The organism is Flavobacterium sp. GP15, assembly GCF_014281985.1.
In the GTDB taxonomy this organism is placed as follows: Bacteria; Bacteroidota; Bacteroidia; order Flavobacteriales; family Flavobacteriaceae; genus Flavobacterium; species Flavobacterium pygoscelis.
Genome location: NZ_JACFTC010000002.1, coordinates 592,028 through 617,762, shown reverse-complemented (window position 1 = coordinate 617,762; position 25,735 = coordinate 592,028). Strand labels below are relative to the sequence as shown.

The 25,735-nt window shown below is 32.8% G+C and carries 20 protein-coding genes; 1 reads left to right on the top strand and 19 read right to left on the bottom strand.

What is annotated here, in order from left to right:
- Window positions 1–40: 40 nt before the first annotated feature.
- From H2650_RS06930 to H2650_RS06920, 3 genes are all read right to left on the bottom strand, one after another.
- Window positions 41–2,653, bottom strand: coding sequence for a prolyl oligopeptidase family serine peptidase (locus tag H2650_RS06930; protein ID WP_188050012.1), 2,613 nt, complete (start codon window positions 2,651–2,653; stop codon window positions 41–43).
- A gap of 13 nt (window positions 2,654–2,666) precedes the next feature.
- Entirely contained in the window at window positions 2,667–4,043 is a 1,377-nt protein-coding gene (locus H2650_RS06925; protein WP_188050010.1) for a RagB/SusD family nutrient uptake outer membrane protein, read from the bottom strand.
- A gap of 96 nt (window positions 4,044–4,139) precedes the next feature.
- The gene (locus H2650_RS06920) at window positions 4,140–7,166 is read right to left on the bottom strand and encodes a SusC/RagA family TonB-linked outer membrane protein (RefSeq protein WP_188050008.1); all 3,027 of its coding nucleotides are present in this window, start codon (window positions 7,164–7,166) and stop codon (window positions 4,140–4,142) included.
- A 1,251-nt stretch (window positions 7,167–8,417) separates the two neighbouring features.
- Here H2650_RS06920 and H2650_RS06915 point away from each other — a divergent pair.
- Entirely contained in the window at window positions 8,418–8,744 is a 327-nt protein-coding gene (locus tag H2650_RS06915; RefSeq protein ID WP_255462804.1) for a hypothetical protein, read from the top strand.
- 627 nt (window positions 8,745–9,371) lie between these two features.
- Here the strand turns inward: H2650_RS06915 and rfbC are convergent.
- The 16 genes from rfbC to H2650_RS06835 form a co-directional block, all read right to left on the bottom strand.
- Complete coding sequence (gene rfbC / locus H2650_RS06910; RefSeq protein WP_188050007.1) at window positions 9,372–9,920, bottom strand: dTDP-4-dehydrorhamnose 3,5-epimerase; 549 nt, start codon at window positions 9,918–9,920, stop codon at window positions 9,372–9,374.
- A 61-nt stretch (window positions 9,921–9,981) separates the two neighbouring features.
- Complete coding sequence (locus H2650_RS06905) at window positions 9,982–11,013, bottom strand: hypothetical protein (RefSeq protein ID WP_188050006.1); 1,032 nt, start codon at window positions 11,011–11,013, stop codon at window positions 9,982–9,984.
- 589 nt (window positions 11,014–11,602) lie between these two features.
- Complete coding sequence (locus tag H2650_RS06900) at window positions 11,603–12,742, bottom strand: DegT/DnrJ/EryC1/StrS aminotransferase family protein (protein WP_188050004.1); 1,140 nt, start codon at window positions 12,740–12,742, stop codon at window positions 11,603–11,605.
- Window positions 12,735–13,361 carry an acetyltransferase gene (locus H2650_RS06895; RefSeq protein WP_188050003.1) on the bottom strand — a complete coding sequence of 209 codons (627 nt, stop codon included), beginning with the start codon at window positions 13,359–13,361 and terminating at the stop codon, window positions 12,735–12,737. Before H2650_RS06895 ends, H2650_RS06900 begins: the two co-directional genes overlap by 8 nt.
- Window positions 13,354–13,953, bottom strand: a complete 600-nt coding sequence (locus tag H2650_RS06890; protein WP_188050001.1) for a sugar transferase — start codon at window positions 13,951–13,953, stop codon at window positions 13,354–13,356. Before H2650_RS06890 ends, H2650_RS06895 begins: the two co-directional genes overlap by 8 nt.
- The gene (locus H2650_RS06885; protein WP_188049999.1) at window positions 13,946–15,151 is read right to left on the bottom strand and encodes a glycosyltransferase family 4 protein; all 1,206 of its coding nucleotides are present in this window, start codon (window positions 15,149–15,151) and stop codon (window positions 13,946–13,948) included. The genes H2650_RS06890 and H2650_RS06885 overlap by 8 nt, the downstream gene beginning before the upstream one ends.
- A 6-nt stretch (window positions 15,152–15,157) precedes the next feature.
- Window positions 15,158–16,300, bottom strand: a complete 1,143-nt coding sequence (gene wecB / locus H2650_RS06880; RefSeq protein WP_188049997.1) for a non-hydrolyzing UDP-N-acetylglucosamine 2-epimerase — start codon at window positions 16,298–16,300, stop codon at window positions 15,158–15,160.
- A gap of 102 nt (window positions 16,301–16,402) precedes the next feature.
- Window positions 16,403–16,780, bottom strand: coding sequence for a GxxExxY protein (locus tag H2650_RS06875; RefSeq protein ID WP_188049995.1), 378 nt, complete (start codon window positions 16,778–16,780; stop codon window positions 16,403–16,405).
- A 244-nt stretch (window positions 16,781–17,024) separates the two neighbouring features.
- Window positions 17,025–18,143 (bottom strand): NAD-dependent epimerase/dehydratase family protein, encoded by a 1,119-nt coding sequence (locus tag H2650_RS06870; RefSeq protein WP_188049994.1) that lies wholly within the window; start codon window positions 18,141–18,143, stop codon window positions 17,025–17,027.
- Window positions 18,144–18,152: 9 nt separating this feature from the next.
- Window positions 18,153–18,575 carry a WxcM-like domain-containing protein gene (locus H2650_RS06865; protein WP_188049992.1) on the bottom strand — a complete coding sequence of 141 codons (423 nt, stop codon included), beginning with the start codon at window positions 18,573–18,575 and terminating at the stop codon, window positions 18,153–18,155.
- A gap of 155 nt (window positions 18,576–18,730) precedes the next feature.
- Complete coding sequence (locus H2650_RS06860; RefSeq protein WP_188049991.1) at window positions 18,731–19,765, bottom strand: polysaccharide biosynthesis protein; 1,035 nt, start codon at window positions 19,763–19,765, stop codon at window positions 18,731–18,733.
- A 5-nt stretch (window positions 19,766–19,770) separates the two neighbouring features.
- Window positions 19,771–20,778: a glycosyltransferase gene (locus H2650_RS06855; protein WP_188049990.1), complete on the bottom strand. Its 1,008-nt coding sequence runs from the start codon at window positions 20,776–20,778 to the stop codon at window positions 19,771–19,773.
- The gene (locus tag H2650_RS06850; protein ID WP_188049989.1) at window positions 20,775–21,947 is read right to left on the bottom strand and encodes a hypothetical protein; all 1,173 of its coding nucleotides are present in this window, start codon (window positions 21,945–21,947) and stop codon (window positions 20,775–20,777) included. The genes H2650_RS06855 and H2650_RS06850 overlap by 4 nt, the downstream gene beginning before the upstream one ends.
- Window positions 21,948–22,220: 273 nt before the next feature.
- A complete protein-coding gene (locus tag H2650_RS06845) occupies window positions 22,221–23,162 on the bottom strand; it encodes a glycosyltransferase family 2 protein (protein ID WP_188049988.1) in 942 nt (313 codons plus the stop codon).
- 3 nt (window positions 23,163–23,165) lie between these two features.
- The gene (locus H2650_RS06840) at window positions 23,166–24,470 is read right to left on the bottom strand and encodes a hypothetical protein (protein WP_188049987.1); all 1,305 of its coding nucleotides are present in this window, start codon (window positions 24,468–24,470) and stop codon (window positions 23,166–23,168) included.
- A gap of 10 nt (window positions 24,471–24,480) precedes the next feature.
- The gene (locus tag H2650_RS06835; protein WP_188049986.1) at window positions 24,481–25,734 is read right to left on the bottom strand and encodes a hypothetical protein; all 1,254 of its coding nucleotides are present in this window, start codon (window positions 25,732–25,734) and stop codon (window positions 24,481–24,483) included.
- Between the last annotated feature and the right edge of the window lies 1 nt (window position 25,735).

The following is a 25,735-nucleotide window of genomic DNA, read 5'->3' as shown; positions in this document are numbered from 1 at the left end:
AGAGCAATGCCGGCGTTTATAGCGTCGGCATTGTGTTTTATTAAAATTGATTAGTGGAAATTTCCATATTCGGGGATGGTTTATTTTTTAAGTAATAATTGAACCAATCTTTTATACGTGTTGTAAGATCGAATTGTGCTAGCTCATCGGTGAGAATATGTCCCTGATTGGGATATGCGAGAAAAATATTTCGCTTTTGCAATCTTCGGAGTGCTAAATGTAATTCTATACTTTGACGCCAATCGACAGAAGCATCTTCTTTTCCTGACCAACTCAATAATGGTGTTGTAATTTTTCCTGCCTGTGTTACTGTTGAATTTTTTATGTAGCCCTCAAGATTATTAAAAGGTGTAGAAGCCATGCGGTATTGTTGCGATTCATAACGCCAATCCATTTTAGCACCATTTTCTGGATTGATTGATAGGTAGCTGCTTAACATGTTTGTTACCGATGCTCCTGCAACAGCTGCTGCAAATATTGAAGTCTTTGTCAATAAGAGGCAGGTTTCATAACCACCGTAGGAATGTCCAATTAATCCGATATGATTTGGTTCAACTATCCCCATCACTATCACAGAATTTACTGCTGATTCCACGCAATCGAGAATGGATTGATCGGGAAAGCCTACTGCATATTTTATATCTGGCATCAGTACCAAATAGCCATCCGTTGTATAATTTGATGGTGGAAAACCAATTGGCTGATACAATGTTGGATTGTTATAATCGTGAATCTCTTGTGATAACCTACTGTATATATAGACTATCATTGGGTACTTTTTCCCTGATTGATACCCTGCAGGATAAAAAAGTGCTCCTTGTAAATCTTCTCCTTTTGAATTTTTATAGGAAATCAATTTTGATGTTCCCCATTCATAATTATTGAAATGCGGATTGGATTGAAATAATTTTTTTGTTTTTTTAATCCCTATCGTTGCATACCTAAGTGCGGGGGGTGTTTCGAAATCCTCTTCTAGAAAAATGTATTTCTCGGCTTTATCCGCTTTTTTGAGACGGGAAAATTTAGCACTACCGTATATAATTTCTTTAAGTTTAGCTTTAGGATGCCAGTAAAAATATCCTGTTGCCTTATCGTATCCCTTAGCGATTAACAGTAACCCTTTTGATATGTCGAAGTGCCGTTTCACAAAATCTGCAGAACCTTGAGATATTTCTGTTAGGTATAAGTAATCACAAATCCTAAAACTAATTTTGCTTTCTCTACCGTGAGTTATGCGACGCTGTGTTTTTGCATCCGGTGAAATGAGCCAAATATCATATTTATCATACACTATGAGGTACTTGTCGTCAGTAGTCCAACCCGGGCATCTGTAGCCAGCAGATTTTCCGGCATCGTCAAAATCAACATCGTCGAAAGAAACCTCAAGATTTGAAGTACTATTAGTATGAATTTCTTTTGTAGTATCATAAATCCACCAATTTCCGTCCCTAAAATAGTTGATATAGCGACCTGATGGTGAGGATCCAATGGAGTAAGGTGCAGTAGTCTGTTTTGATAGGAAAAGCTTTTTTATACCTGTTTTTACCGTGGTAAGGTAATAATCAACTAGTGAAACCATTTCGTATTGTGGTTCGTTTGTTAGGTGTGAATAGGTTAGCAGCTGTTTTCGATCGGATGTCAAAACGGACATAGGTAATTCGTCAGTGCCTAATAGATTTACCAATCCATTATCGACGTACCAGACTGCAATTTTTGGAATCAATGCAAGATCGCCATATATTTCTTGTGCTGGATATACTAATTTTGTTGCCGCATCCCATATTTCTACAGTATCACTTTTGGGCGCTTGTACTTTTGGCGATGTGAAATAAAAAAAGACTTGACTACCATCTGCTGAAAGTATAATTGGCGTCTGCATATCCGAACTGATATGCAATGCTTTCAATTTCTCCTTTTTATTATCGAGCATATCCAGTCTTTTTGCGGCCCAATTATAGCAATATAACTTATGATTTGGCATGTTTGCTTGTATTGGGTTTTCTTCTTGTAAAAAGGCCAAAATATTTCCTGATTTGCTCCACACTATTTTTTTGAATTTATGGACTGTATCCCTAACAACCACATACTGCTTAAATTTTTCATCTGGTGTGCCAATGCTTACACCTAAGGAAGTGTACACGGCTAACTTCCCATCCTCGCTAATTTTAAAATCATAGGTATTTGGAATTATTTTTATTAACTCCTTTTTATTATTATACATCAATAATTGCTTTTCAGTTCCCATAGTTTGTAAAACTGCCAGGAAGTTTCCAGCTTCTGAGAATTCGAAACGTGTGACGTTTTTGATTTTCAGGTTTGAATCTTTCTTTAAATCTTGTATTACAAAAGTATGGTCTGTAAGTTGAATCCCTACGGTTTTACTATCAGGGCTAAATGCAATATCGGTAGCGTTTGCAAAAAAATATTTTTTTTCGCCTGTGGTATTTCGAACAAATAGGGTATCCCTATTATTTTCATATTGCAAAATGTAGGAAGTCCATAAGCCATCTGGGGAAATTATTTCACCAGACAGAGTGCTCCATTTGCTATACTCTTTGGGTGTGACTTTTTGTTTAGGAGTCTGTGTCCATACCGTCTTAAACATCAAGCAAGCGACCACTATTAAAAATAACCTATTCTTTACTGTATCCATTTTAGTAACTATTTTAGTATCCCGGATTTTGCGGAAGTAAATTATTGTTGAGAATTAATTCCTTTTCCGGAAGGGGTAACAGAATATCTGTAGATTTCCAGCCCAATTTAACTGGACTTAAAGCGTTGGCGGCATTACCAGTTCTTTTTAGGTCAAGCCAGCGATGTCCTTGCTCGGTAAAAAATTCAAACCTTCTTTCATTGAGTATTGCTGTAAGCAAAGATTCGGGAGTGTTAGCCGAAGTATTATTAAGTCCTGCGCGATTTCTAATTTTATTCAGATCATCCTGTGCACCAGAAATATTGCCTAAGTGTGCCCGTGCTTCGGCGCGGATCAAATATTGCTCGGCTAAACGAAACAAAATTGTATACTCTTCTGCTTGAGGAGTAACCGTGTTTTTTTTGTATTTATAAGGCTGGTACCAAGTATTCAAATCATTTATTACTGTTTTTATCCATAAGGTTTTCCTGAGATCACTGGGTTCAAAAGCATTGTATAAGTTTATAGATAATGTTGATTTAGATGGTGGTCCACTAGAAAAAGCAAATGTCCTTGCATCGTTTGTGTTTAGTCCAGCAATTCCAGGATGGAGCGACCATATAATTGATGGGCTGTTTTTTAAAAAAACCAATTCGGGGTTTGACTCCCAGCTATAATCGGGATTATCTATCACTGCAACAGCGTGGTTTTCTGCCTCAGTCCAATTCCCTATATAAAGATAAACCCTAGCTAGCATTGCGGTAACAACGGCTTTGTTTGTCCTAACTCTTTCGGATGTTGGATAACTTTTGGGAAGTAAAGATTCTGCTTTTACTAAATCATTACTAATGAACTGCCAAACCTGTGCTTGGGGCGTTTTGAAGGCTACGGCATTCTGGTTGTAGTCAGTCGTTATTATATATGGCACATCACCGAATAGATTTACCATATAAAAATAGATGTATGCCCTAATAAATAGTGCCTCACCAATGAGCCTATTACGATCTTCTCCTGTGATTGCCGTCGAATTTTGAACGCCTTCGAGCAATGCATTGGTAGCATAAATCTGTGCATAACTTACGTTCCAAAACGAAGTCAACATTGTATTAGAAGCCAAAAGAGTATGCTTATTGAACTGTTCAATATTGTTATTGTTGCCATAGAATTCCATATCGTCTGCATAACTTCCTAATAAAAGTGTTGCGCTAGCAGTAGTTCCTGATGCAACTCCACTCTCGCGTAGTTTTGCATAAATGTCGGATAATGCCGCATTTGCTGTGGAAGCGTTTTCAAAGACAGTGGTACCCGTTAATTGCGATTGAGGTAAGTCGACTTCAATAAAGCTTTCACAGGAGAAAAGTAGTATTGGTAATAGCAATACTACTATGAATTTAAAAGTTTCTGTTTTCATAAGTATCTAATATTTTTTTAAGGAAAATGGCAACGCCATTTTTCTCTATTGTTTCTAATTTTTAAACATGCCAGTTTTATAGTATTTGTCTATTTGTTAAAATCCAACTTGTATCCCGAGGGTAAACTGACGTAATGGCGGCAGGTAATAGATGGACTTTGTTTCGGGATCTACTCCACTGTATTTTGTTAATGTGAATAGGTTTTGCCCTTGTAGGTAAACCTTAGCTGAAAATCCTTTTGACCATACCGAAGGAATCGAATACGTGAGACTTGCACTTTTTAGTCTTACATACGAGGCATTAGTATTAAGCGCATCACTTTGTGTATAATAGTTTTGTGCGGTAAAAACGGTACCATTGGCTCCGCTTGTGTATTGCTGTACCGTATCCAAATTATTAGTAAGTGGAAAATGATTTAAAACGGCCGTTGGCTGATTTGAAAAAGTACCCGCAACAGGAAAGTACAAAAGCTCATTTGCGGCTTCTTGTTTTACAAATTGTAATAAGAAATCCAAGTTCCAATTTTTATAGGTAAGGTTATTGCCTAATCCTCCATAAAATTTAGGGCTTGTGTCCAATATTGATTTTCTATCGGCGGAAGTAAGCTGACCGTCACCGTTAAAGTCCTTGAAATTATAAGCACCATTTACTGGATCAATTCCTGTGTAATGGTATAATTTCTGGATGCTTATTGATTCTCCAATAACAAAAGTGTTAGCATAGACCGATCCTTCCAATCCTGGAAAATTTAGTAATTTATTTTTAGGTGCCGTAAAGTTCAGTGCTGTTGTCCATTTGAAATCCTTCATTGTCAAGTTGACCGTATGAAGTTCTATTTCGTATCCTGTATTTTGAACCGAAGCCTCAAGATTTGCTTGAACAGAGGAAAAACCGGTTGTTCCCGATAATGGTATTCCTATAAGCTGGTTTGAAGAACGGTTTTGAAACCAAGCCGTACTTAGAAAAATTCTATCCTTAAAAAATCCAAGTTCCAATGCTGCTTCCATTTTTTTATTTGTTTCCCAACCAAAATGAGGATTGAAAAGCCTTGTTGGTTGCAATCCAATACCCCCATCGTAGACATTAGATGTTACGCTATACGTATCCAAGTATTGGTAATCGCCAATTTGGTCATTGCCTGTTAGACCATAACTAGTCCGGAACTTACCAAAGCTTAAAAAGTTACTATTAATGAATGCTTCTTTGGAAAATAACCATGCTGCGCCAATGGCTCCAAAATTGGCAAAACGATTGCCTGGACCAAAACGGCTTGAACCATCACGGCGAGCTGTAAGATTCACAACGTATCGGTCTTTATAATTCAAGTTAACTCTTGTAAAGAAAGCACTGTATTTGTATTCACTCCTATCATCGTTTATCACAATCACATTGCTAGCCGCTGTGAGACTGTGAATAAGTGTGTTACTGGGGAAGCCTGCGCCATATACTGCCATAAGTTGTTGCTTCTGACTTTGAAAAGTAGTACCCACTAAAACATTAATTTCCGCCTCACCAAGTTTACCCACCCAATTTAGTTGCGGTTCTACAATCCATGAGCTACGGGAGCTATTATTATTGAAAATCTGGGAATCTAAACTTGTAGAATTGTAAATGGGATTGTACATTGTACTTGGTAAGGTCCTGTTTTCTGAAAATTTGGTATCGTTGAAACCTACATTTGTTTTGAATTCAAAGCCTGGATAGAATTTGTATACTATCATTGCATTTGCAATCAGGTTATTATTCAAGCTTAAATAAGTCCCTTCTAGATACCCTAAGGGATTTTCAAATGTGCCTTCTTCCCAATTTAGGTTTCCAGCATTGTCATATAATGCTGGTGCATTTGGTGCCAATGTATATGCCAATCGGGACAAATCCATTCCGGGAAGTGTGTTTTTGTCGGATGTATAATCTGCTGAAAAGTTCAGGTGAAACGAATCATCAGATGTCTTGTGGTTCATGCTGCTATGTACAGCACCTTTACTATAATGACCATTATCCCTCGTAACTGTTGATTCGTCTCGGTATGTACCGCCCAGCATAAATTGTGTGTTTTCGGAACCTCCAGAAACTGATGTTTGAGCATTTTGAATGTATGAAGTACCACCTATGAGTTCTTTTTGCCAATTAGTGTTTCGGGTTTGGCTCCAGGTACCATTGATATCATACGCATCATCTTGGTGTTGCGTAATGCCATCGTTAACAAAAGCTTCCTGCCGCATTGCCAAATACTGTTGTGTATTGAGTACCTTTAATTTATTCGCGATTACACCAATGGAAGTATAAGCAGACACATTAAACTTTGTTGTTCCAGCATTTCCTTTTTTAGTAGAAATAAGCACCACTCCATTTGCACCTCGAGAACCATAAATTGCTGTTGCGTCTGCGTCCTTTAATACTTCAATACTTTCGATATCGGATGGGTTTATGCTGTTTAAGGGACTTGATTCTTTTGGCAACACGCCACTAGACACCTCTCCATTTCCTAAAGATTGTGAAGGATATGGCATTCCATCTATAATATATAAGGGTGTATTCCCTTCTGTTCGTAAACTATTTATTCCTCTAATTTGTATATCAAAACCTCCACCAGGTGTTCCTGTAGACTGAACGATATTAATACCCGCCATACGACCTTGCATGGTAGCGAGTACATTGGTTACGGGTTGTGTTTCAATATCCTTAGTTGTAATTCTGGTAATACTCCCCGTCCGTTCGCTTTCTTTGACGGAATAGTATCCGGCATTAATTTTAACTTCTTGAAGAGCTGTAGCGTCTTCCTTGAGTTGGACATTTACTATTTTTTGTGAATCAACCTCAATTTCGACAGTTTTGAACCCCATAAAAGAAAAGATTAGTGTTGTATTGGGATTTGCAGTAATTGCATATTGCCCATTGTAGTCGGAAATTGTGGTGGTAGACGTTCCTTTTATATTAATCGTTACGCCAGGCAGCGGTCCTAACCGATCCGTTATTGTCCCACTAATTTTTTGGTGTTGTTGTTGGAATGTAGTTTCCTGAAGGTTGTTGTGGGCTTTTGCTGTAGCGGAGAAGAGATGGCTTCCTACTATAAAGGAATATACCATTGGCCTTATCCGCTTGGTTAATGAAAACTTTTTCATAATTTTGGTTATTGGTTTGATAAAATGTGAGTTTTGTTTTACTATGGTTCTCTATACTAGTTTGCAGACGGGTTAGAGAACCTTTTTTGTGATTAGCCACAAAGGCGCTAAGACACGAGGGTTTTAGTTATTTAGTCATAGGCGATTTGTGTTATGTGGTTACTTTAATGTGATATGCCACGAAGGCGCTAAGGCACGAAGGTTTTTTTACCCGTTTTCTTTTGTGTGTTTAAAACAATGTGATATGCCACGAAGGCGCTAAGGCACAAAGGTTTTTGTTATCCGTTTTCTGTTATGGGTTAAGAAGTGTGTGATTAGCCACGAAGGCGCTAAGGCACGAAGGTTTTTGTTATCCGTTTACTGTTATGGGTTAAGAACTGTGTGTTTTTCTTCAAAGGCGCTAAGGCACGAAGGTCTTTGTTATCCGTTTTCTGTTATCGGCTATGGGTAACAACAATCTCTATAGCCACGAAGGCGCTAAGGCACTAAGGTTTTTGATATCCGTTTACATTTCTATTAAGCTGCGCGACTTACTACTAAATTTAAATTAATGAGGCGTTGCGTTTAGAAAACCTTTGCGGTGCAGCTATTTTGTAGTAGTTGTGTTGTTTATTTCGTCATAGGCTGGTTTTTTAGTTGGTATTATTTTAAATTATTTTTTGGTTGTACTGAGTGATTTATTTAATTATAACATGATGGCTAAAATGCCAAGGAGTTCCATGGGATTTTATGCTTACTATGACCAAAAAGGTAGACCTTACTTTCTTGCCACAGATTGCGCTGATTGGAAAGGATTAGTTGTACTTATTTCATAGGCAACTGGATTTAGCATTTTAATACAGGAAAGTACACCGCCATTGTTAGTTGCAGCCCGACGCAGGCGTTGCTTTTCCAAACTAATTCAATAAATTGATTTATGCGAGACTTTAAATAAGGGAGAAGATTTGCTAAGAATAAAAGCGAGTGACTTTTGCGCATAAAAAATGGCATGGAACTCAGCTTATTGCATCAGAGGCATTGGCATACCTTAACCACAAATAAGTGAGCCCACGCCATGGGACGTGAGCATCTTTCTTATCATCTCGTGGTTATAAAACGCCAATTTTCTCATACGAGATTCAAAGCGAATGCTTCAAATATTTTTATATGAAGAAACGCAAATATATAAATTCAAAAACAAATATAAAACAAATATTTGAATTGCGCATTATCGTACGCAAAAAAATCGTAAATATTATATTCTTTTGTTAAATGACCAATGATAACACACATAATAGCAAATATGAAAATAAGGAATCTGTAAAGATATTTCTTGTAGATAAGTATGTTTGTAATTATATATGTGAGAAGTGGATGAGTGCTAATGTTTCTAATAGGTCTTTCGGAAAGTCTCATGGTATTCATGAAAGTATTGTTAGAAAAATAAAAGAAGTAGACGGATATAGAATACCAGTTTCTACACTTACCACTATATGTTTTTATAAAGGAATCAAACTCTCCGATTTTTTTAAATTAATAGAAGAAGAATATAATCAGATAAATGATGATTTTGTGCTAAAAACAAAAAAAGATGCTTAGTAGCATCTTTTTTTGTTTTAGTCCTATGGGATGAGTTGTCAATTCGGGAGTAAGAGTTGTCAAAAACGGAGTATGTCTCTTCTAAGTAAAAGGAAAAAAAAATAACCATTCTATCTTTGAGAGATGGAATGGTATGAGATATTAGGCCTAGTCATTATATGGATCGTAGGTCTTTTTATGAGAGGAAGATTTTATGATTATATGAGAACTTGGCATCTTAATGATAGCTGGAGAGGCAGGAAGATGATTGTGGTGGTCGTTATTTTATAGTTAATACGGATGAGTAATAAAAAACTTTCTTGAAAGGTTTTTAGTTTCCTTTTATTTAAAAAAAATCTGGATGTGGATGAAGGGCTTTAAGGTGTTTATAAAATATTATCAACCACCCCACCCGCCACGGCGGGCACCCCTCCAATGGAGGGGAATTAAAGAAGGAAGCTAGGACGAGTTTAGTTATGTTGCAGGAATAACATTTTAATTTTGGAAGTACTCTTTATTGAATTTGCAATCTTTGCAAGATGAAATAAAACAAAAAACCCTGATGCGTAATTACGCATCAGGGTTTTTAAAATTTGTATATCTTGTAATTAAGGAATGCTCGGTTACTTAGAATTGTCTAAAACACAATTAGAACTCCCAATCAATATCCTTAAAAGCAGGTAATATTAAATCTTTTTCCGAAACAATTACTTCTTCAGGATTCACTTTCCAATCGATAGCTAAAGTTGTATCATCAAAGCGAATTCCTCTTTCGCTGTCTTTATGATACAGTTGGTCAACTTTATACATTACAGAAGCCGTTTCGCTCAAAACGGAAAAACCGTGGGCGAAACCATGTGGTACCATTAATTGTTTTTTATTCTCCGCACTCAAAACTACGCTAAAATGTTGCCCGTAAGTTTGTGAATTTTTACGTAAATCTACTGTCACATCAAGAATTTCTCCTTGTAACACTCTGACTAGTTTAGCTTGTGCAAAAGGATTTATTTGCAAATGCAACCCTCGAATCACTCCTTTCGTTGAAAAAGATTGATTGTCTTGGATGAAGTTATACATAATCCCATTCTCTTGAAATTTGGCTTGACTGTACGCTTCAAAAAAATATCCGCGTTCGTCATTAAAAACAGCTGGATTCATTATTACAAGATCTTGGATCAGTGTTTGTTCTATTCTCATTTATATTTTTTTTATAAGTTAAAATCCTAATTGCTAATAGGATTTTAAAATCTAATTCTGTTTATTTCATAAAAAGCTCCACGTAAAGTTTTGTTTTATGCGTATTGAAAAGGGTGTAAATAAATATAGGAAGCAATAAAATACTGTAACGGTTTAAGACAAGTATCGTTTTACTGTTATCAATTTCCTCAAACGGGAAAAAGAGTAAGGCAAAAAGAAAATACGGTGAAAATCGATGCGCAACAATAGGACTTATAAAAAAAGTACAAATATAAAAAAATATCGTGGTGACCAAAATAGGATCCAACATCTTCCCTTTATAGAGTAAAAAACTTAAACTAGTCAAAACAATTATAAACACAAAAAACGATACATGCATAATACTATTAAAAGGAATTCCTTCTGAATAAATAGTTATTTTAGATAAAATAATATCGAATTCATAAATTGATACTAAGTAAGGTTTAAATACTAAAAAAGAAAGAAAAACTATAATGGGAGCGGCAAGTAATGCTTTAAAATAATGCCGCCATTGATGGAAATAAGTAACCAACATTAAACAAGAACTAATGTGTAGCAATGGTGTTAACCATACTAAAGTAAATTTTTTATTTCTAAAAGTATAATAAAAATACATTGCAAATAAAATGTAAGCCGGGCCGTTTCTAAGTAATACGTATCCAAAAACAAAATAATGCAGTGTGAATAAAAGCATCTTTTTCCACATTTCGACATCCTTTCTAAGAATTAACCAAATAAAAAATGCCGTATCTATCAAAAAGTTGAACCAATACATCGCCTGGAAAATATCTTTTTTTTCTTCTATAAAAAGGGAGCAAAAAGCATAAACCGAATACAAATACGGTTCATTGATGAGATACGAAAGAAGGCTGCTGGGTTTATGAAAAATATCAAATTTATAATAGTAATAATAGTCATTATTGAGATTGTTAGGAACAAGCATTCTTAATACAACACTGGCAATCACAAAAAAAATTATCCATATGCTTTGATTTCTACTACTTAATGTGGCGGAACAAGCAATGTAATATATCAAAAAAACGAGTAACGCTGCGCCTAAAATTTCGATCATTTTATAAAAACAACAATAAATACTAAAGTAATGTGTACTAAAATGCGACTGCTAGTTAAAATATGAATTTCCTTTTTCCTCTGCCGTCATCTATTGCTCCCATTATTCGAGGGTCTATGAAAAGTATAATCAACATCGAACCGAAACTATTAACAAACTGAGTTAATGAACTTAAAATTAAGGCTTTTTGATCAAAGTAAAAACTGACATAATATAAAAAGGTTATACTAATAGAAAACAGAAAGCCAGCAATATAATTAGTGATGAATAGAATCCAATTATTAGAAAAAATAGTGATCCCATTGCTTGTTTTTTAATTTCAACTAATTAAAATACGTTTGATTTCCCGAAAAACCATGAGATAAATATTGAAAAATATTTATCAACGCTAATAGATGCCTAGTGTTCTTATCATCTTGAAATAATATTTAAAATGATATGCAGAGACATCGATAAAGATATAGATATCAAACGTAATTGAAGCGATTATATACAAATTAAAATACTTATCGAGTCTAAATTTTTAATACAACTTAATCTTTCTTGGTAAAATGAATCTACAAAAAACATTTTTAGGCAATATAGAAAATTATTTAAAAAAATTTATTATAACTTCCTTTATCCTCTGTCTTTCAGAGTCTGTCAAATTAGATCCAGATGGAAGACATAAGCCTTTTTTAAACAAGTTTTCCGCTACGTTAGCACCATAATAAGGGTAAATTTTAAAAATAGGTTGAAGGTGCATCGGTTTCCACAAAGGGCGAGACTCAATATTGGCTTGCTCAAAAGCCAGTCTCAGAGTTTCACGATCGATTCCTACAGCCGCATTGGGTTCGACAACAATTGCTGTTAACCAATAATTTGCAAAATAATCATCGTTGGGAACGCTAAACACGGTAACGGCATAAATATCTTGGAATAAATCCTCATAAAAGTCATGCATATTCCTACGCAATTGCACATGAGCATCTAAAACCTCCATTTGGCCACGACCAATTCCGGCACAAATGTTACTCATTCGGTAATTGTATCCTATTTCAGAATGTTGGTAATGTGGTGCATCGTCTCTAGACTGGGTGGCATAAAACACAGCTTTTTCTTTCAATTCTTTCGAAGGCGTTACTATGGCTCCACCTCCCGAAGTAGTGATAATTTTATTTCCGTTAAACGACAAAACACCTATATCTCCAAATGTTCCACACTTTTGCCCTTTGTAAGAACTCCCCAAAGCCTCGGCGCTATCTTCCAGAACTGGAATGCCATATTTATCAGAAATCGCTTTTACAGCCTCAATTTGATAAGGTACTCCATATAAATGCACTGCTATAATAGCTTTTGGTTTCTTACCCTTAGTGATACGATCTATTATTGCTTCTTCTAAAGCTACAGGACAAATATTCCAAGTCTCCTCCTCACTGTCAATAAAAACAGGAGTAGCTCCCAAATATAAAATAGGATTAGCCGAAGCAGAGAAGGTCATGCTCTGACAAATCACTTCATCCCCTGCTTGTACTCCTAATAATATAAGTCCTAAATGAATCGCTGCAGTACCAGAACTTAAAGCCCCAACATGAGATTCACTTCCTAAGTAGTTTTCGAGATCCATTTCGAGGCCATTCACATTAGGACCTAAAGGGGCTACCCAATTCGTATCAAAAGCTTCGTTTACAAATTTCTGTTCGTTTCCACCCATGTGTGGTGAGGAAAGCCATATTTTAGAATTATTCATTTGAATTGTTTTCTTTAATTTTTATTAATTTACCTGGATTACCTACAACAACAGCAAAATCAGGAACATCTTTAATTATAACAGCCCCCGCTCCAATTATAGCCCATTTACCAATTTTAACACCTTGAATTACACAAGCACCAATACCAATATGACTTCCTTCATCTACTACTACACCACCTGCTAAGGAAGCATTAGGTGAAACATGTACATAATTATTTATTAAGCAGTCGTGTTCAATTATTGCTCCCGTATTAATAACACAATGTTCACCTATAAAACTACCTGCATTTATAATTGCTCCAGCCATTACTACTGTCCCTTCTCCAACTTTTGAAAAAGAAGAAACAATTGCCTTTTTATGTATCGCAATATGAAAAGTACTCTTAATTGTTTTAGAAATTTTCTTTCTTATACTATTGTCTCCTATCGTAATTAAAAAAATTTTATTTTTTAAATCTTTACAATCACCACTTGGAACAATTGGAATTCCAAACAGCCTCTCTGCTTTTAAATTATCATCCAAAATAGCTTCAATTATTTCGTTATTAGATTTTAAAATATCTATAACTACTTTACAATGTCCACTCGCTCCGTATAAATATATTTTATTATCCATTAAAAGGCTCTACTGTCGCCGCATCTGCAGCATTAATACCTTCTCTTTTCATTACTTTTTGAATTGTCTTGAGTAAAATTTTCATATCTAACATAAAAGAAATGTTATCAACATACCAAACATCCAATTCAAATTTTTTATTCCAGCTAATTGCATTACGTCCATTTACTTGTGCCCAACCCGTAATACCAGGCTTTACTTCATGTCGTCTGTTTTGAAAATCAGAATATAAGGTTAAATACTGAGATAAAAGTGGTCTGGGTCCTATCAAACTCATATCACTCTTAATCACATTTAAGAGTTGAGGTAACTCATCCAACGAAGTTTTACGAACAAAAGAGCCAATCTTGGTTAATCGCTGCTCATCAGGAAGAGGCTTACCATTTCCATCTTTCTTATCATTCATCGTTTTGAATTTAATAATTTTGAAAATTTTTCCATTTTTCCCTGGTCTTGATTGAAAGAAAAAAGGTTTTCCATCATTTGCAAAAAATAATGCGATAGTAATAATCAGAAATAGCGGACTTAAAAATATTAAACCGAAAAAAGACGCAAAAAAATCTAAAAATCTTTTAAAGATACTTTTATACATTTACTTTTTCTTTTATTAAATTGTATGATCGTTCTACTCTATACTCTTTTTGCAATAAATTCCATGCATTATCTTTCATTTGATTGAAATTGGTTTCATCAGAAAGTATATCGCCAATAACATTTTGCATACTTTTAACATCTCCAGAAATAACCTTATAACCACATTTGTTTTCTTCAATAACCCATCCTATATCGGTAATCTCATCTGTAGCTGCAATTATTGGCATCTTCATCTCTAAATAAGAAAGCAATCGTGAAGGAAAATTTGGAATCGTAAAATCTTTATGCAAAAAAATCAGTCCAACATCACAAGCATTTAATAATAAATCATAATCTCGTTTTGGCAAGCCAGCTAATAATAATGCATTACCTGGCTTAATCTCTGTAAACCATTTTTCAATTCGATCGTATTCAGTACCCGAACCTACTATCAAGAAAAATGCATTTTTGTCTGTAGCTGATAAAATAGTTTCTAATAAAAAATCAATTCCTTGGGGCTTTCCTAAATTTCCTCCATAAACAAAGATTTTTTTATCATTTGGAAGATTGTATTTCAACCTTACAGTTTTCTTTTCTACTTCATTTTGATTAAAATCTCTTGGCTGAACCGAATTCGGATTTATTTCAACTTTACTACTATTAATTGATGGATTATGTTTTAATATATAATTTTTATTTGCATCAGACATACAGCCAATAGTGTCCGAAATTGCATATAATGTTTGCTCTTTATCTAGAAACATTTTATGAAGTATTCCATTTTCTTTCAACATTTTCATATCTACAGCGTTTTGAGGAAAAATATCCTTCAGCAATAGATAAGAATAGGCATCGTCTCTTTTTTTTATAAAATTAATAACTTTAGAAAACGTAATTGGTGGAGTTGAATAGATAACTAAATCAAACTTTTCTTTAAAAAAATGTTTTTTTATGGCGCTAAGAAACTGATATTCTATTGCTAATGTCCCCAAACCCTTTTCAACAATATTAGTTTTTTGAAGATTAAATGTTTTTACATTTAAAATTGTTCCTTCTTTTTCTTTTCTAATAGAAGTTTTCTTTTTTTCTCTTCTTTCAATTGGGCAAACAGCAAAGACTTCATGACCTTCTTCATAAAATTTACGAAGAAGATCCGTATAAATTCCTCTATCTTTAAAAGAATTAATTTTTACCATTGTCAAAAAAAGTACTTTCATAAAAAATTAATTCAATTCTCTCCAAACAGTTTGTTTCACATAATCCGTATAGCTCAAAATGATACGAACCATTTTTTCAGAAACGTTTGGCATTGAATAATCTGCAACGGGTCTGAAATTTCTTTCGCTACCTATTTTTTGATATTGTAATTGTACTAGTCCTTGCATGATTCTTTCTGGATTTAGACCAACCATCATAACTGAAGTTTCTTCCATCGCTTCTGGTCTTTCATGTGCATCTCTAATATTTAGGGCTCTGAAATTTAGTGTCGACGATTCTTCTGAAATTGTCCCCGAATCCGATAAAACAGCAAAAGAATGCATTTGTAAAGCATTGTAATCATTAAAACCTAAAGGTTTTAAAAATTGAACATGTTTATGCATTTCGATGTTTTTTTTATCAATCATATTACGCGTTCTCGGATGCGTACTAACAATAATTGGATAATTGTATTTTTCAGCAATTAAATTCAAACTGTCCATTAACCCATGGAAGTTTTTCTCACTATTAATATTTTCTTCTCTATGCGCCGAAACAACAAAAAATTTACCTTCTTCTAGCCCTAATCTTTCCAAAACATCCGAAGATTCAATTGAGGGTAAATAATGATTCAAAACCTCAAACATAGGTGAACCTGTTTTAATAATTCTATCTGCTGGTAAACCTTCTCTCAACAAATATTCTCTTGCAATATCACTATATGTCAAATTAATATCTGAAACATGATCGACAATTTTGCGATTCGTTTCTTCAGGAACACGTTGATCAAAACAACGGTTTCCAGCTTCCATATGAAAAATTGGGATATGTCTTTTCTTTGCTGGAATCGCACAAAGACAACTATTAGTATCTCCTAAAACTAAAAAGGCATCTGGTTTTTCCGTTTCTAGTAAAGGGTCAATTTTGATTAATATCTGCCCAACGGTTTCAGTTGCTGTTGCTCCGGCTGCATTCAAGAAAAAATCAGGTTTACGAATACCTAAATCATCAAAGAAGATTTGGTTCAATTCGTAGTCATAGTTCTGTCCAGTATGGACAATAATGTGCTCGATAGCTTCTGAAGCATCCAAAGCTGCCATAACTCTTGATAATCTTATAATCTCAGGACGGGTTCCAACTACCGTCATTACTTTTAGTTGTGCTTTCATTTGTTTTTTTTCACGCAGATTTCGCAGAATTCCACAGATTTTTTATTTTATTTTTTTCCTACACTAATACTCAAGTCTCAAAGGATTTTCACTTTAATTTAATTAAAAATCATTTACTATTCTTTTTATATTGTCAGTTATATTTTCACAATTAAAATTAACTAATATACCGACTTTCTTTCCTGACAATTTCAGATAAGTTAAGAGTTGTTTAAAATGTAATTTTGATAAATCCTTTACGGATTTAATTTCAATAATAACTTTTTCCTCCACCAATATATCTAGTCTAAATCCAATTTCTAAATTGATACCGTCATACAATACTGGAAGTAAAACTTGACTTTTAACTTTAAAATTATGCTTTTTAATTTCGTGAAGTAAAGCAGCTTCGTAAACAGACTCGAGTAAACCCGGACCTAAATTTTTGTAGACTAAAAATATACATCCTCTAATTTTATAGGTAATATCATTTTCTTCCATAAAATTTTAAATTACTATTTCAGAAATTCTATTACACATAAATTCATTTGATTTTTTATCTCGCTGATTTCACAGATTTACGCAGATTCTTTTTTAAAACTTATTCTTTTTAATATAATGTAAATTCTCCTTCAAATAATCATTTTTTTCATGATTTCACAAATTTACTCAAAGCATATATACTCATACTTTATGATATTCAGCGAAAATCTGCGGTTTCTGCGGTATCTGCGAGAAACTTTATCTAAACATTTTCAAAATAAGTATCCGGATCATTTGGATCATAAAACTCATTTATCCAAAAATTGGTATATAAAACTTCATCACCTATATTTTTGATATTATGCGTGTACCAAATAGGCATATCGACATAAGCAGGTTCTTCACCATCCAAATAAAAATCTAAAACTTCATCCGTTCCAATTCTTCGCAACTGAATTAAAGCTTTACCTTTAATTACTGCAAATCTTTCAATTTTACGAGTATGGTAATGATTTCCTCTTTTGATTCCTGGAACTGTAGTAGAAAAGGATACTTGACCACCTACTCCTAAACGAATTATCTCAACAAAAGAACCTCTAGGATCAGTATGCTCAACAAATTTTACTGGAAAATGATTGGCAATATCCATGTAGCAACGAAATGTATTGAACAAATTCAATTCGAATGTGTTGGCTATTGCTGGAATAATACCATTATCTTGATACTGCTTTTTATAGTTTTCTAAAAGAGCTAATAGTTGAGAAACTTTAGATTCCGATGTATGTTTTACGATCACCTCAGGTTTTCCTTTTTTAATTCTAATTTCAGAAAGTATAGCATCAACCAATTCTGCGACATAAATCAACTTTAAATCACCATCTGTATCGATCACAGGCGTTTCATTGTGAGCTAATTTATGACAGAAAGTTGCTACTACAGAATTGTAATTTGGATGACCAAAAGGTCCAAAAACATTCGGTATAATCATTCCGGTAAACTGACCTTCTGAATTATCAGCCCAATCAATCATTAACTCTCTTCCTTCTTTTTTAGATTTTCCATAAAGGTTATCTCTTTCCTCTTGAGTAGAAGAAGAAAACAGTACATGAGCTTTACTATTTGTTTTTTTAAGCGATTTAACTAATTTCTGAACCAATCCTAAATTAGTGTCATAAATAACTTGTGGGTCATTATGACGATTCATTGCCGCTAAATGAACTATAATATCACATTGTGACACAAATTCATTTAATTTCTGTTCATTTTCAAAATTTTCTTTCTGAAAATCAATTCGCTCGAACTCTCCTGGAAACAATGCAATTGTATTATACAAATGTGTACCAACAAATCCAGCCTGTCCCGTAATTCCTATTTTTAACATCTTTTTTTCTTAATTATTAAAGTAGTTGATATCAAATCGATATTCATCACTAACAACTCCTAAACTATAGTCTGACATAGCCATTAATCTTGAGTTTTCTTCCAAGGATTGAATATTTGTAATATATCCTTTTGGAACATGAAGTACGTCAAAAGTAGCTGCACTTAACGTAAATGACTCAAATGACAATTTCTTTGAAGGATTTTCCCAATTATCAATAGCTCTTGTACAAATTTTAAAACTTCCCTGAACCGCTGAAAACCATCTCTGCTCAATTTGATGTCCTTGCCATCCCCTTACAAAATCAATAGTAGCGTTTTCAATAAAGTAAATTCGCTTTACTTCAGCAGCATTGTAGTCGTTATTGAATACTAGAATACCTCTAGCATCGCTATGACTATTTCCTTTTGTTATATTTGGATTCTCTTCCATTAGTGACAATAATTATTATTCTTAATTTCTCTACTAATTATTCTAAAAAAATAATTATTTCACGCAGATTTAAAAGGATACAAAGGATTTCTTCAGCAGTGCTATTTATAGTTAAACACTCTTTTTTTAAAGTAAACTAGATACTGAACACTTCGTTACCCTGGCATTTGAGCAACATCTTCTCCAAAAATTTCTTTACGAATTAATGGTAGGTGTGAAAGTAATTTTTTCATTCCTTCAACTCCTAATTGCTCTGTATTGTGCGAATGATAATCCTCAATTAAAGAAACATCTTGTTCGCCTTCTGAAAAATATTGAGCATAATTCAAATCCCTATTATCAGCTGGTATTCGATAAAAATCACCCATATCTTCGGCTTTCATCATTTCTTCACGAGTGCATAATGTTTCATAAAGCTTTTCACCATGACGAGTACCTATTACTTTAATTTCATTTGTAGCGTTACAAAGTTGTTTTAACGCCTCTGCTAAATCACCTATTGTTCCTGCTGGAGCCTTGTTTACAAATAAATCACCTTGATTACCATGCTCAAAAGCAAAAAGAACTAATTCAACCGCTTCATCTAATGACATCAAAAAACGAGTCATTTTTGGATCAGTAATCGTTAGAGTTTTCCCAGCTCTTATTTGACTTAGAAATAATGGAATTACTGAACCTCTAGAGGCCATCACGTTACCATATCTAGTTAAACAAACAGTTGTATCAGATAAGTTTCTTGAAGCTGCTACTGCTACTTTTTCCATAAGGGCTTTAGAAATACCCATTGCATTGATTGGATAGGCTGCTTTGTCGGTACTTAAACAAATCACTTTTTGTACTTTATTGATACCAGCTGCGTCAATCACATTTTGAGTGCCGATAACATTAGTTTTTGTAGCTTCTAGAGGGAAAAATTCACAAGATGGAACCTGCTTTAAAGCTGCAGCGTGAAAAACGTAATCAACACCACGCATAGCGCGTTCCACACTATTATAATCTCTTACATCTCCTATGTAAAATTTCAGCTTATCGTTTTTAAGCTGATTTCTCATATCATCTTGTTTCTTTTCGTCGCGAGAAAATATACGTATTTCGCTGAAATGATCAGTTTCTAAAAATCTATTTAAGACTGCGTTACCAAACGAGCCTGTTCCACCAGTTATGAGGAGTGTTTTATTTTTTATTTTCATAAGTACTAATCTAGTAGTTTAACTAAATTTTTTATTTTATTATTAATAATTTTAATTGTTGGAGGTAAGTTTTCAGTCGAAGCTCTAATAAATGCGTATTCTAGATCATTTATCGACATTGGATCAAATGTTAACGAAGGCTGACAAATTTCATATGTATATGCTAAATCTGCTCCTATAATTTTACATCCACTTTCAATTGCTTCTACAATACCCAATCCAAAACTTTCTGCTAGCGAGGGGAAAATTAAATATTCTGAGGAGGCAAAAATATCTGCTAACTTTTCTCTTTTAATAAACCCGTAATTTGTAATTGGATAACCCTTTTTCTGTAAGGAATTCAACGCATTAATTTCGAGTGTTGCAGATTCGCATATTGTGAGCCCAAGCTCACCCAATTTAAACCGGTCATAGAAACAACAAAAAGCTTTAATTAGTCTCTGGTGGTTTTTATGTATTGCTAAATTGCTAATGTAAACAAATTTATTTTTTTTTCTTATAACATCATTAGTTCTTGGCATTGGTGGATAAAAAGGCATTAAAATGATTGACTTTTCCTTTAATTTGTATTTATTGCACAATCCTATTTTTACATTATTCGATTGAACAAGCCATTTGTTTGTATTGTTTTTAAATTTATTTAAAATAAACATCTTACTTTTTATTTTAAATTTATTCATCCATGAAACTTCCATTGGAATATTAATAAAAAGTGGTTGATGAAAATAGGTGAAAACTTCCGCTGATAGTCTCATCGAAGGCGGAAGGTTTCCAAAGCACAATATTTTTGAAAAGGTTTCGCGATGAGATCTATAAAATTGATGTCTTGCTATTAAATTAGCTTTAATAAATAAAATTTGATTCTTTTCTTTAACGAGAGGATGTTTATTAATAATTCTATTGTCTAAAAGGTAAAATACTTTAATCTCGGTTTGTTCAAGACTTTCAATTAAATAATCAAGTAAAACTTTACCCCCACCGTTGTTTACAAAAACTGCATCAATTAAAATCATCGTGAATCCGCATTTAAAATAATTTTTAAATCTTTAATAAAATTATCATTTAATCTCCTAATAGAATCATTATTGGTTTTAGCATAATCAGATGATTTTAGGCTTAAAATTTTTTTGCAAACTGATTCAGGAGTCGAAAGTTCGTAAAAAAAAATGTTGCTAGCGATTTTCGATTGAGTGATGCAAGAAATGGGGCTAGAGACTGTTACTAAATTATTACAAAGGTATACTAGGACCTTTGAAGGAAAGGTATAGTCAGAATATTTGTTTTGTAATACCCTAGTTGACAATCCAATTTGGCAATTTCTTAAAAAATTGGTATATTCATTTCCAGATAATCGTCCATGAAAAAGAATTTTAACAAAACCAAAAAAATCATTCATTCCTTTGATTGTCAATTCCATTTCTACAATATCAACAGCAGTGCCATAACCCAATAAGTGTAAAACATAATTATTAGGTAAAAAATTCATAGTATTAATAGCCAAGTAGACATCGCTATCGCTAGTACCAATGACACCCGCATAAACAATATTGATTACTTCATTAGATTTATATATAGGTTTATTAGTATTTATAATACGATAATCACCGTAGCAGACTACAGATGGTTTTTCGGTAAATCCGCATTTAGATGCGAACAAATCATTTACAAAAATGTATGCATCTGCATTTTTTAAGGAATTTATTTCATTTTTAATTTTCTTATCTGTTCCTTGCCACGCTGCCTGAAATATTTCCTCAACTTCATAGACGAGGCGGTAATTATTAAAAAATTTAGACAGCCTTACCACGCCTAATGTTGCAAAAGAATGATAATATATAACTGTGCTACTTTTTTTAACCTCAAAACTTAAAAAAAAAAATAATTGTAGTAGCAACCAGAGTCTCGATAAAAATTTATTAATAGATACGAATGCTCCAAAAGTGCTTACATAAGTTATTTTTTCATGTTCATCAATTTTGATCAATTTTCTTTTAAAAAACGACCATTTTGTAGTTTGGGCTTCACCCAATGCAAAAATCGAAATTTTAAATCCTGCCTCTTTTACGGCAGAAACTATGTAATCCATTTTAGTATTGGTCGCAGGAAAAATTCGAAATTTATTCGGATTATCTGCCTTAGAATAAAATCCAACATAATAAATATAACTGTTTTGGTTCTGCATATCAGTTTCTGATGTTAATAGCTATTAATATTATAAAGATCGTTATGCTTATATTTGATTCATTTAAAATGAATTTGTCAATAACATGTTGTGTTTTATATAAATAAAAGTAACAACATTATAAGAATCAATATTGCAATATTTTTTTGCTTATAATCTGTATTATTAATTTTAAAAACAGGAGTTTTATATTTTAAAAAACGAATTGTAAACGCTGTAGTACAAAGTACTATTTTACTATTTACTGTAAACATTTATTAATATTTATTATTGTCAATAATTAAATCTTTCCATTTTATCGTTTTTCACAAACAAAAAAACTGCTTTTATGTAAATGTATGGCAATATATAGAAGACTTTAGAGATCAATTCTCTTTGATACTCTTTTAAATTAAAATATTTAATTAACAATTCAACCCAGTTAAAAGATTTTCTACATAAATAAAATGCAGATTTGACAAGTATAAGATGACGATTATTACCGTATGGGACTTTATAATTTTTGATGAACTCATAATTATCCGAGCGTGACTTTAATTGTAAATAAACTTGCAAGGCTGCATTTGTCCCCCTCATTCTAACTTTACAAAGATTCATTTCAAGAAATCCCAAAGGGAATTTCTGCGCTAATTTAATCCAGAAATAAGAGTCTTCCCCAATTCTTTTATCCTCTGAAAATCGTAAAGAAGAATCATTCACTAGAATATTTTTTTTTATAACAATGCAGGGGGTGGCGATGGAACAGCTTAAAAACATTTTAGGTATTATATTTCCTTGCATATCACTACAATCAACTTTTTGTAAATTTAAGTTATCCTCATAAAATCGCTCATAATTTGAATGAGACCACTCAAATCCGCTGTCTCTCATAAACTTGATTTGTGAATCTAATTTGGTTGGAAGCCATAAATCATCAGAGTCCAAAAAAGCTATAAATTCGCCTCTTGCTAATTCAATACCTACATTACGTGCCTTACCAGGACCAGAATTAGCAATCTCGTACAATCGAACTAATGGGTATTTATTTTTAAGGATGGAAATATCTTCTTTTGATCCATCATTAATCAAAATTATCTCAAAATCACTACAAGATTGATTATATACACTTTCTAAAGCCTCAAATAACCAAATTTTATTATGATAAAAAGGTATTACTATACTTACCAAAAATTCATGGGTTTTAATAGTACTAATAGTTGTTTTATTTTGTAGCATTTATTAATCGAATTTGAGCATATCAAAGTATCGACTCTGCACCTCATTTAACATATATTTTTCTAAAATACTTTTCAATATTGAAGGCGCAACTGATTTTTCGCTCCATATAAAATTAGAAACTTCTATACATTTTTTTTGATCTTCAATTTCTTGTGGATTAATATTAATGTTCAAAGGATATTCCCTCAACATTTCTTTGGATGAATCATTTTCTATTGAGCAAACATTTATAATCGGCTTACCTAAAAACACATATTCTAAAATTTTTGAAGGTTCCTGATATTCATTATTATTGCCTATGTTAATTAAAATATCGGCATCAAGTAAAATAGAGGGCATTGCTTCTCGGGGAACGAATCCTTTTATGAATATTGCTTTACCAATTAAAAAATCATATTCTTTTATTATCCTCATGCATTGCGTTAGGTCTCCATATAAATAAAGTTCTAATTTAGTGCTAAGACTTTCGATTTTTAAAAGTGAAACAAAGAACTTCAACAAATTTTCAGGAGATCGTGTTATAGGTGTTAATGTCCCTACAAAGACAAGTTTAATCTTGGAATCATTGTTTTCTTGAACATTTGAAATAGAAGTGGAATATGGAATAAAAACATTATGATTGACTAGTACTTTTCCTTTTAAATTTGGAAACATAAACATGTACTTTTTTTTTAATTTTTCTGTAAGAACAGAAATAATATCAGCACTTTTTAGTGTTTGCTTTTCATATCTATAATTAATTTTATTGTAAAGTAAGTTATTGTTGACAGCTTTGCTTAGACAAAATGGATCAATTGTGTCTGCAATCCAGTTTATATGGTATTTATTTTTTAAACGAGATGCAACAACATGACCGGAAAATGGCCACGAGACACTTATGACATTATAAATTCCTTCTTGTGCTATTATTTTTTTAGCCATTTTGAAAGCAGGCTCTTGCCACAAAAATGCGAAATCTGGAAAATAAACTTTTTTCCAAGTAAAGTCATATATTTTTTTTAAAAAACTTTTCTTTGCGAGGTCTACTTTTTTAACCCTATTTATATCAAACTTTGAATTCAAACTTGTTTTTTTTTTATTGCTCCTGAATTTATCTAATAAAGACCCTCCAACTCGATAAATTTTCAAGTTATTCATTTCTTGATAATTATCAAATCCTTCACCATTCTTTTTTGCCGAGACTACAAATACATCAATGCCAAGCCTTTCCCACTCTCTAACTACGTGTATCCATCTATAGGTATTTGGAGAATTATCGGGAAAGAAATCAAAACTGATCAACAATACCTTACGATTTGTACACATAATTACATCTTTAAATTAAGGCGTTTTTTTTTCTCGAAGGGAAAAAAGTGTTAATGGAATTAATATTTTTTCTATCTTCATAAATAAGATATAAGTACATCAGCATTACCAATCTAAAATTAGGAGTTACAGAGATGAACAATCCTTTAACATTTCCAATTATGATAGTAAAAGATATTAATAAAATGAACCATTTGTTTTTTTTACAAATAAAGCTAATTCTCCATAGTAGAAAACTTACAAGTAAAATAAATAAAAATATATAAATTACTCCACCGTAATTTAGCTGAATAATATACCCTATATCTGAATTCCCACTTTTTGACGAAAATATGTTTTCACCACTTCCAAATATCCATTCAGAGGCATTTTGAGGAAAAACCGCCATATCACCAAATAAAGTGGCAAAGGTATTCGTATCTGATTGATTTGCATCCCCTGACAAAAAATCTGATATTTGAACAAAAAAATCAAATGCCCATTCAATAGTCTCTCTGTAATCTGCAAAAATATCCGTAACAAAAAGAAAAAAATACAATATCAGACCAACCAAAAATGAAAGACCAATGAATTTAAAGTTAAATTCAACTATTGAAAAATATGCTAAAATAAAAACAACAGGTATAAGGCCGCTACGTGCATTAAAAAAAATCGATATTAATAATAAAGGAAGTAATAGTAGGTATTTAGAATTTACTCTCGAATAATAAAATACCAATGCAAAAACTAACCCCTGAACAACACCGTAAGAAAAAGTTAAACCTTCCGATAAACCAAAAGAACGAAAGGCTACAGAATCATCAAAGTCAGTTGATTTAAAGTTGGCTTTAATGGATGCATTTAACTCCGGTGAAAAGATCATTGCCAAAGTTATAAATGCTGCGATCACTCCTACTAAAATAATTTCCTTAAATAAATTATTACCTAACTTAATTGTTGAATAAAAATTAATCAAAGCGCATGGAATAATTATTGCTTCCAAAAGTAGAAGAACATTTGCTCTAAAAAAAACACTTTCACTCAAACCTAATTCTCTAACAAAAGAAAAAAAAATTATTAAACCAAAAAGAAAAAATTCTACCTTAAAAATTTTAATTAAAGAATACCATCGCCAAGAGAGAATAATATATAGCATTGCCGGAACTACCATTATTTCCACTACCGATGAGGATACAACTTTAAAAGGAGGATTATATATAAATAAATATAATAATATTATAAAAAAAAAATATTTTATTGAACTAAGCAGGGACTCTAAAATCATT

Coding starts and splice junctions, on each gene's coding strand:
- H2650_RS06875 (WP_188049995.1), bottom strand. CDS start 16,780: ATGGAAGAAAATGATATTACCTATAAAATTAGAGGATGTATATTTTTA.
- wecB (WP_188049997.1), bottom strand. CDS start 16,300: ATGAAAGCACAACTAAAAGTAATGACGGTAGTTGGAACCCGTCCTGAG.
- H2650_RS06865 (WP_188049992.1), bottom strand. CDS start 18,575: ATGGAAGAGAATCCAAATATAACAAAAGGAAATAGTCATAGCGATGCT.
- H2650_RS06845 (WP_188049988.1), bottom strand. CDS start 23,162: ATGCTACAAAATAAAACAACTATTAGTACTATTAAAACCCATGAATTT.
- H2650_RS06905 (WP_188050006.1), bottom strand. CDS start 11,013: ATGATCGAAATTTTAGGCGCAGCGTTACTCGTTTTTTTGATATATTAC.
- H2650_RS06920 (WP_188050008.1), bottom strand. CDS start 7,166: ATGAAAAAGTTTTCATTAACCAAGCGGATAAGGCCAATGGTATATTCC.
- H2650_RS06860 (WP_188049991.1), bottom strand. CDS start 19,765: ATGAAAATAAAAAATAAAACACTCCTCATAACTGGTGGAACAGGCTCG.
- H2650_RS06840 (WP_188049987.1), bottom strand. CDS start 24,470: ATGTGTACAAATCGTAAGGTATTGTTGATCAGTTTTGATTTCTTTCCC.
- rfbC (WP_188050007.1), bottom strand. CDS start 9,920: ATGAGAATAGAACAAACACTGATCCAAGATCTTGTAATAATGAATCCA.
- H2650_RS06835 (WP_188049986.1), bottom strand. CDS start 25,734: ATGATTTTAGAGTCCCTGCTTAGTTCAATAAAATATTTTTTTTTTATA.
- H2650_RS06900 (WP_188050004.1), bottom strand. CDS start 12,742: ATGAATAATTCTAAAATATGGCTTTCCTCACCACACATGGGTGGAAAC.
- H2650_RS06870 (WP_188049994.1), bottom strand. CDS start 18,143: ATGTTAAAAATAGGAATTACGGGACAGGCTGGATTTGTTGGTACACAT.
- H2650_RS06930 (WP_188050012.1), bottom strand. CDS start 2,653: ATGGATACAGTAAAGAATAGGTTATTTTTAATAGTGGTCGCTTGCTTG.
- H2650_RS06915 (WP_255462804.1), top strand. CDS start 8,418: ATGACCAATGATAACACACATAATAGCAAATATGAAAATAAGGAATCT.
- H2650_RS06890 (WP_188050001.1), bottom strand. CDS start 13,953: ATGTATAAAAGTATCTTTAAAAGATTTTTAGATTTTTTTGCGTCTTTT.
- H2650_RS06885 (WP_188049999.1), bottom strand. CDS start 15,151: ATGAAAGTACTTTTTTTGACAATGGTAAAAATTAATTCTTTTAAAGAT.
- H2650_RS06850 (WP_188049989.1), bottom strand. CDS start 21,947: ATGCAGAACCAAAACAGTTATATTTATTATGTTGGATTTTATTCTAAG.
- H2650_RS06925 (WP_188050010.1), bottom strand. CDS start 4,043: ATGAAAACAGAAACTTTTAAATTCATAGTAGTATTGCTATTACCAATA.
- H2650_RS06895 (WP_188050003.1), bottom strand. CDS start 13,361: ATGGATAATAAAATATATTTATACGGAGCGAGTGGACATTGTAAAGTA.
- H2650_RS06855 (WP_188049990.1), bottom strand. CDS start 20,778: ATGATTTTAATTGATGCAGTTTTTGTAAACAACGGTGGGGGTAAAGTT.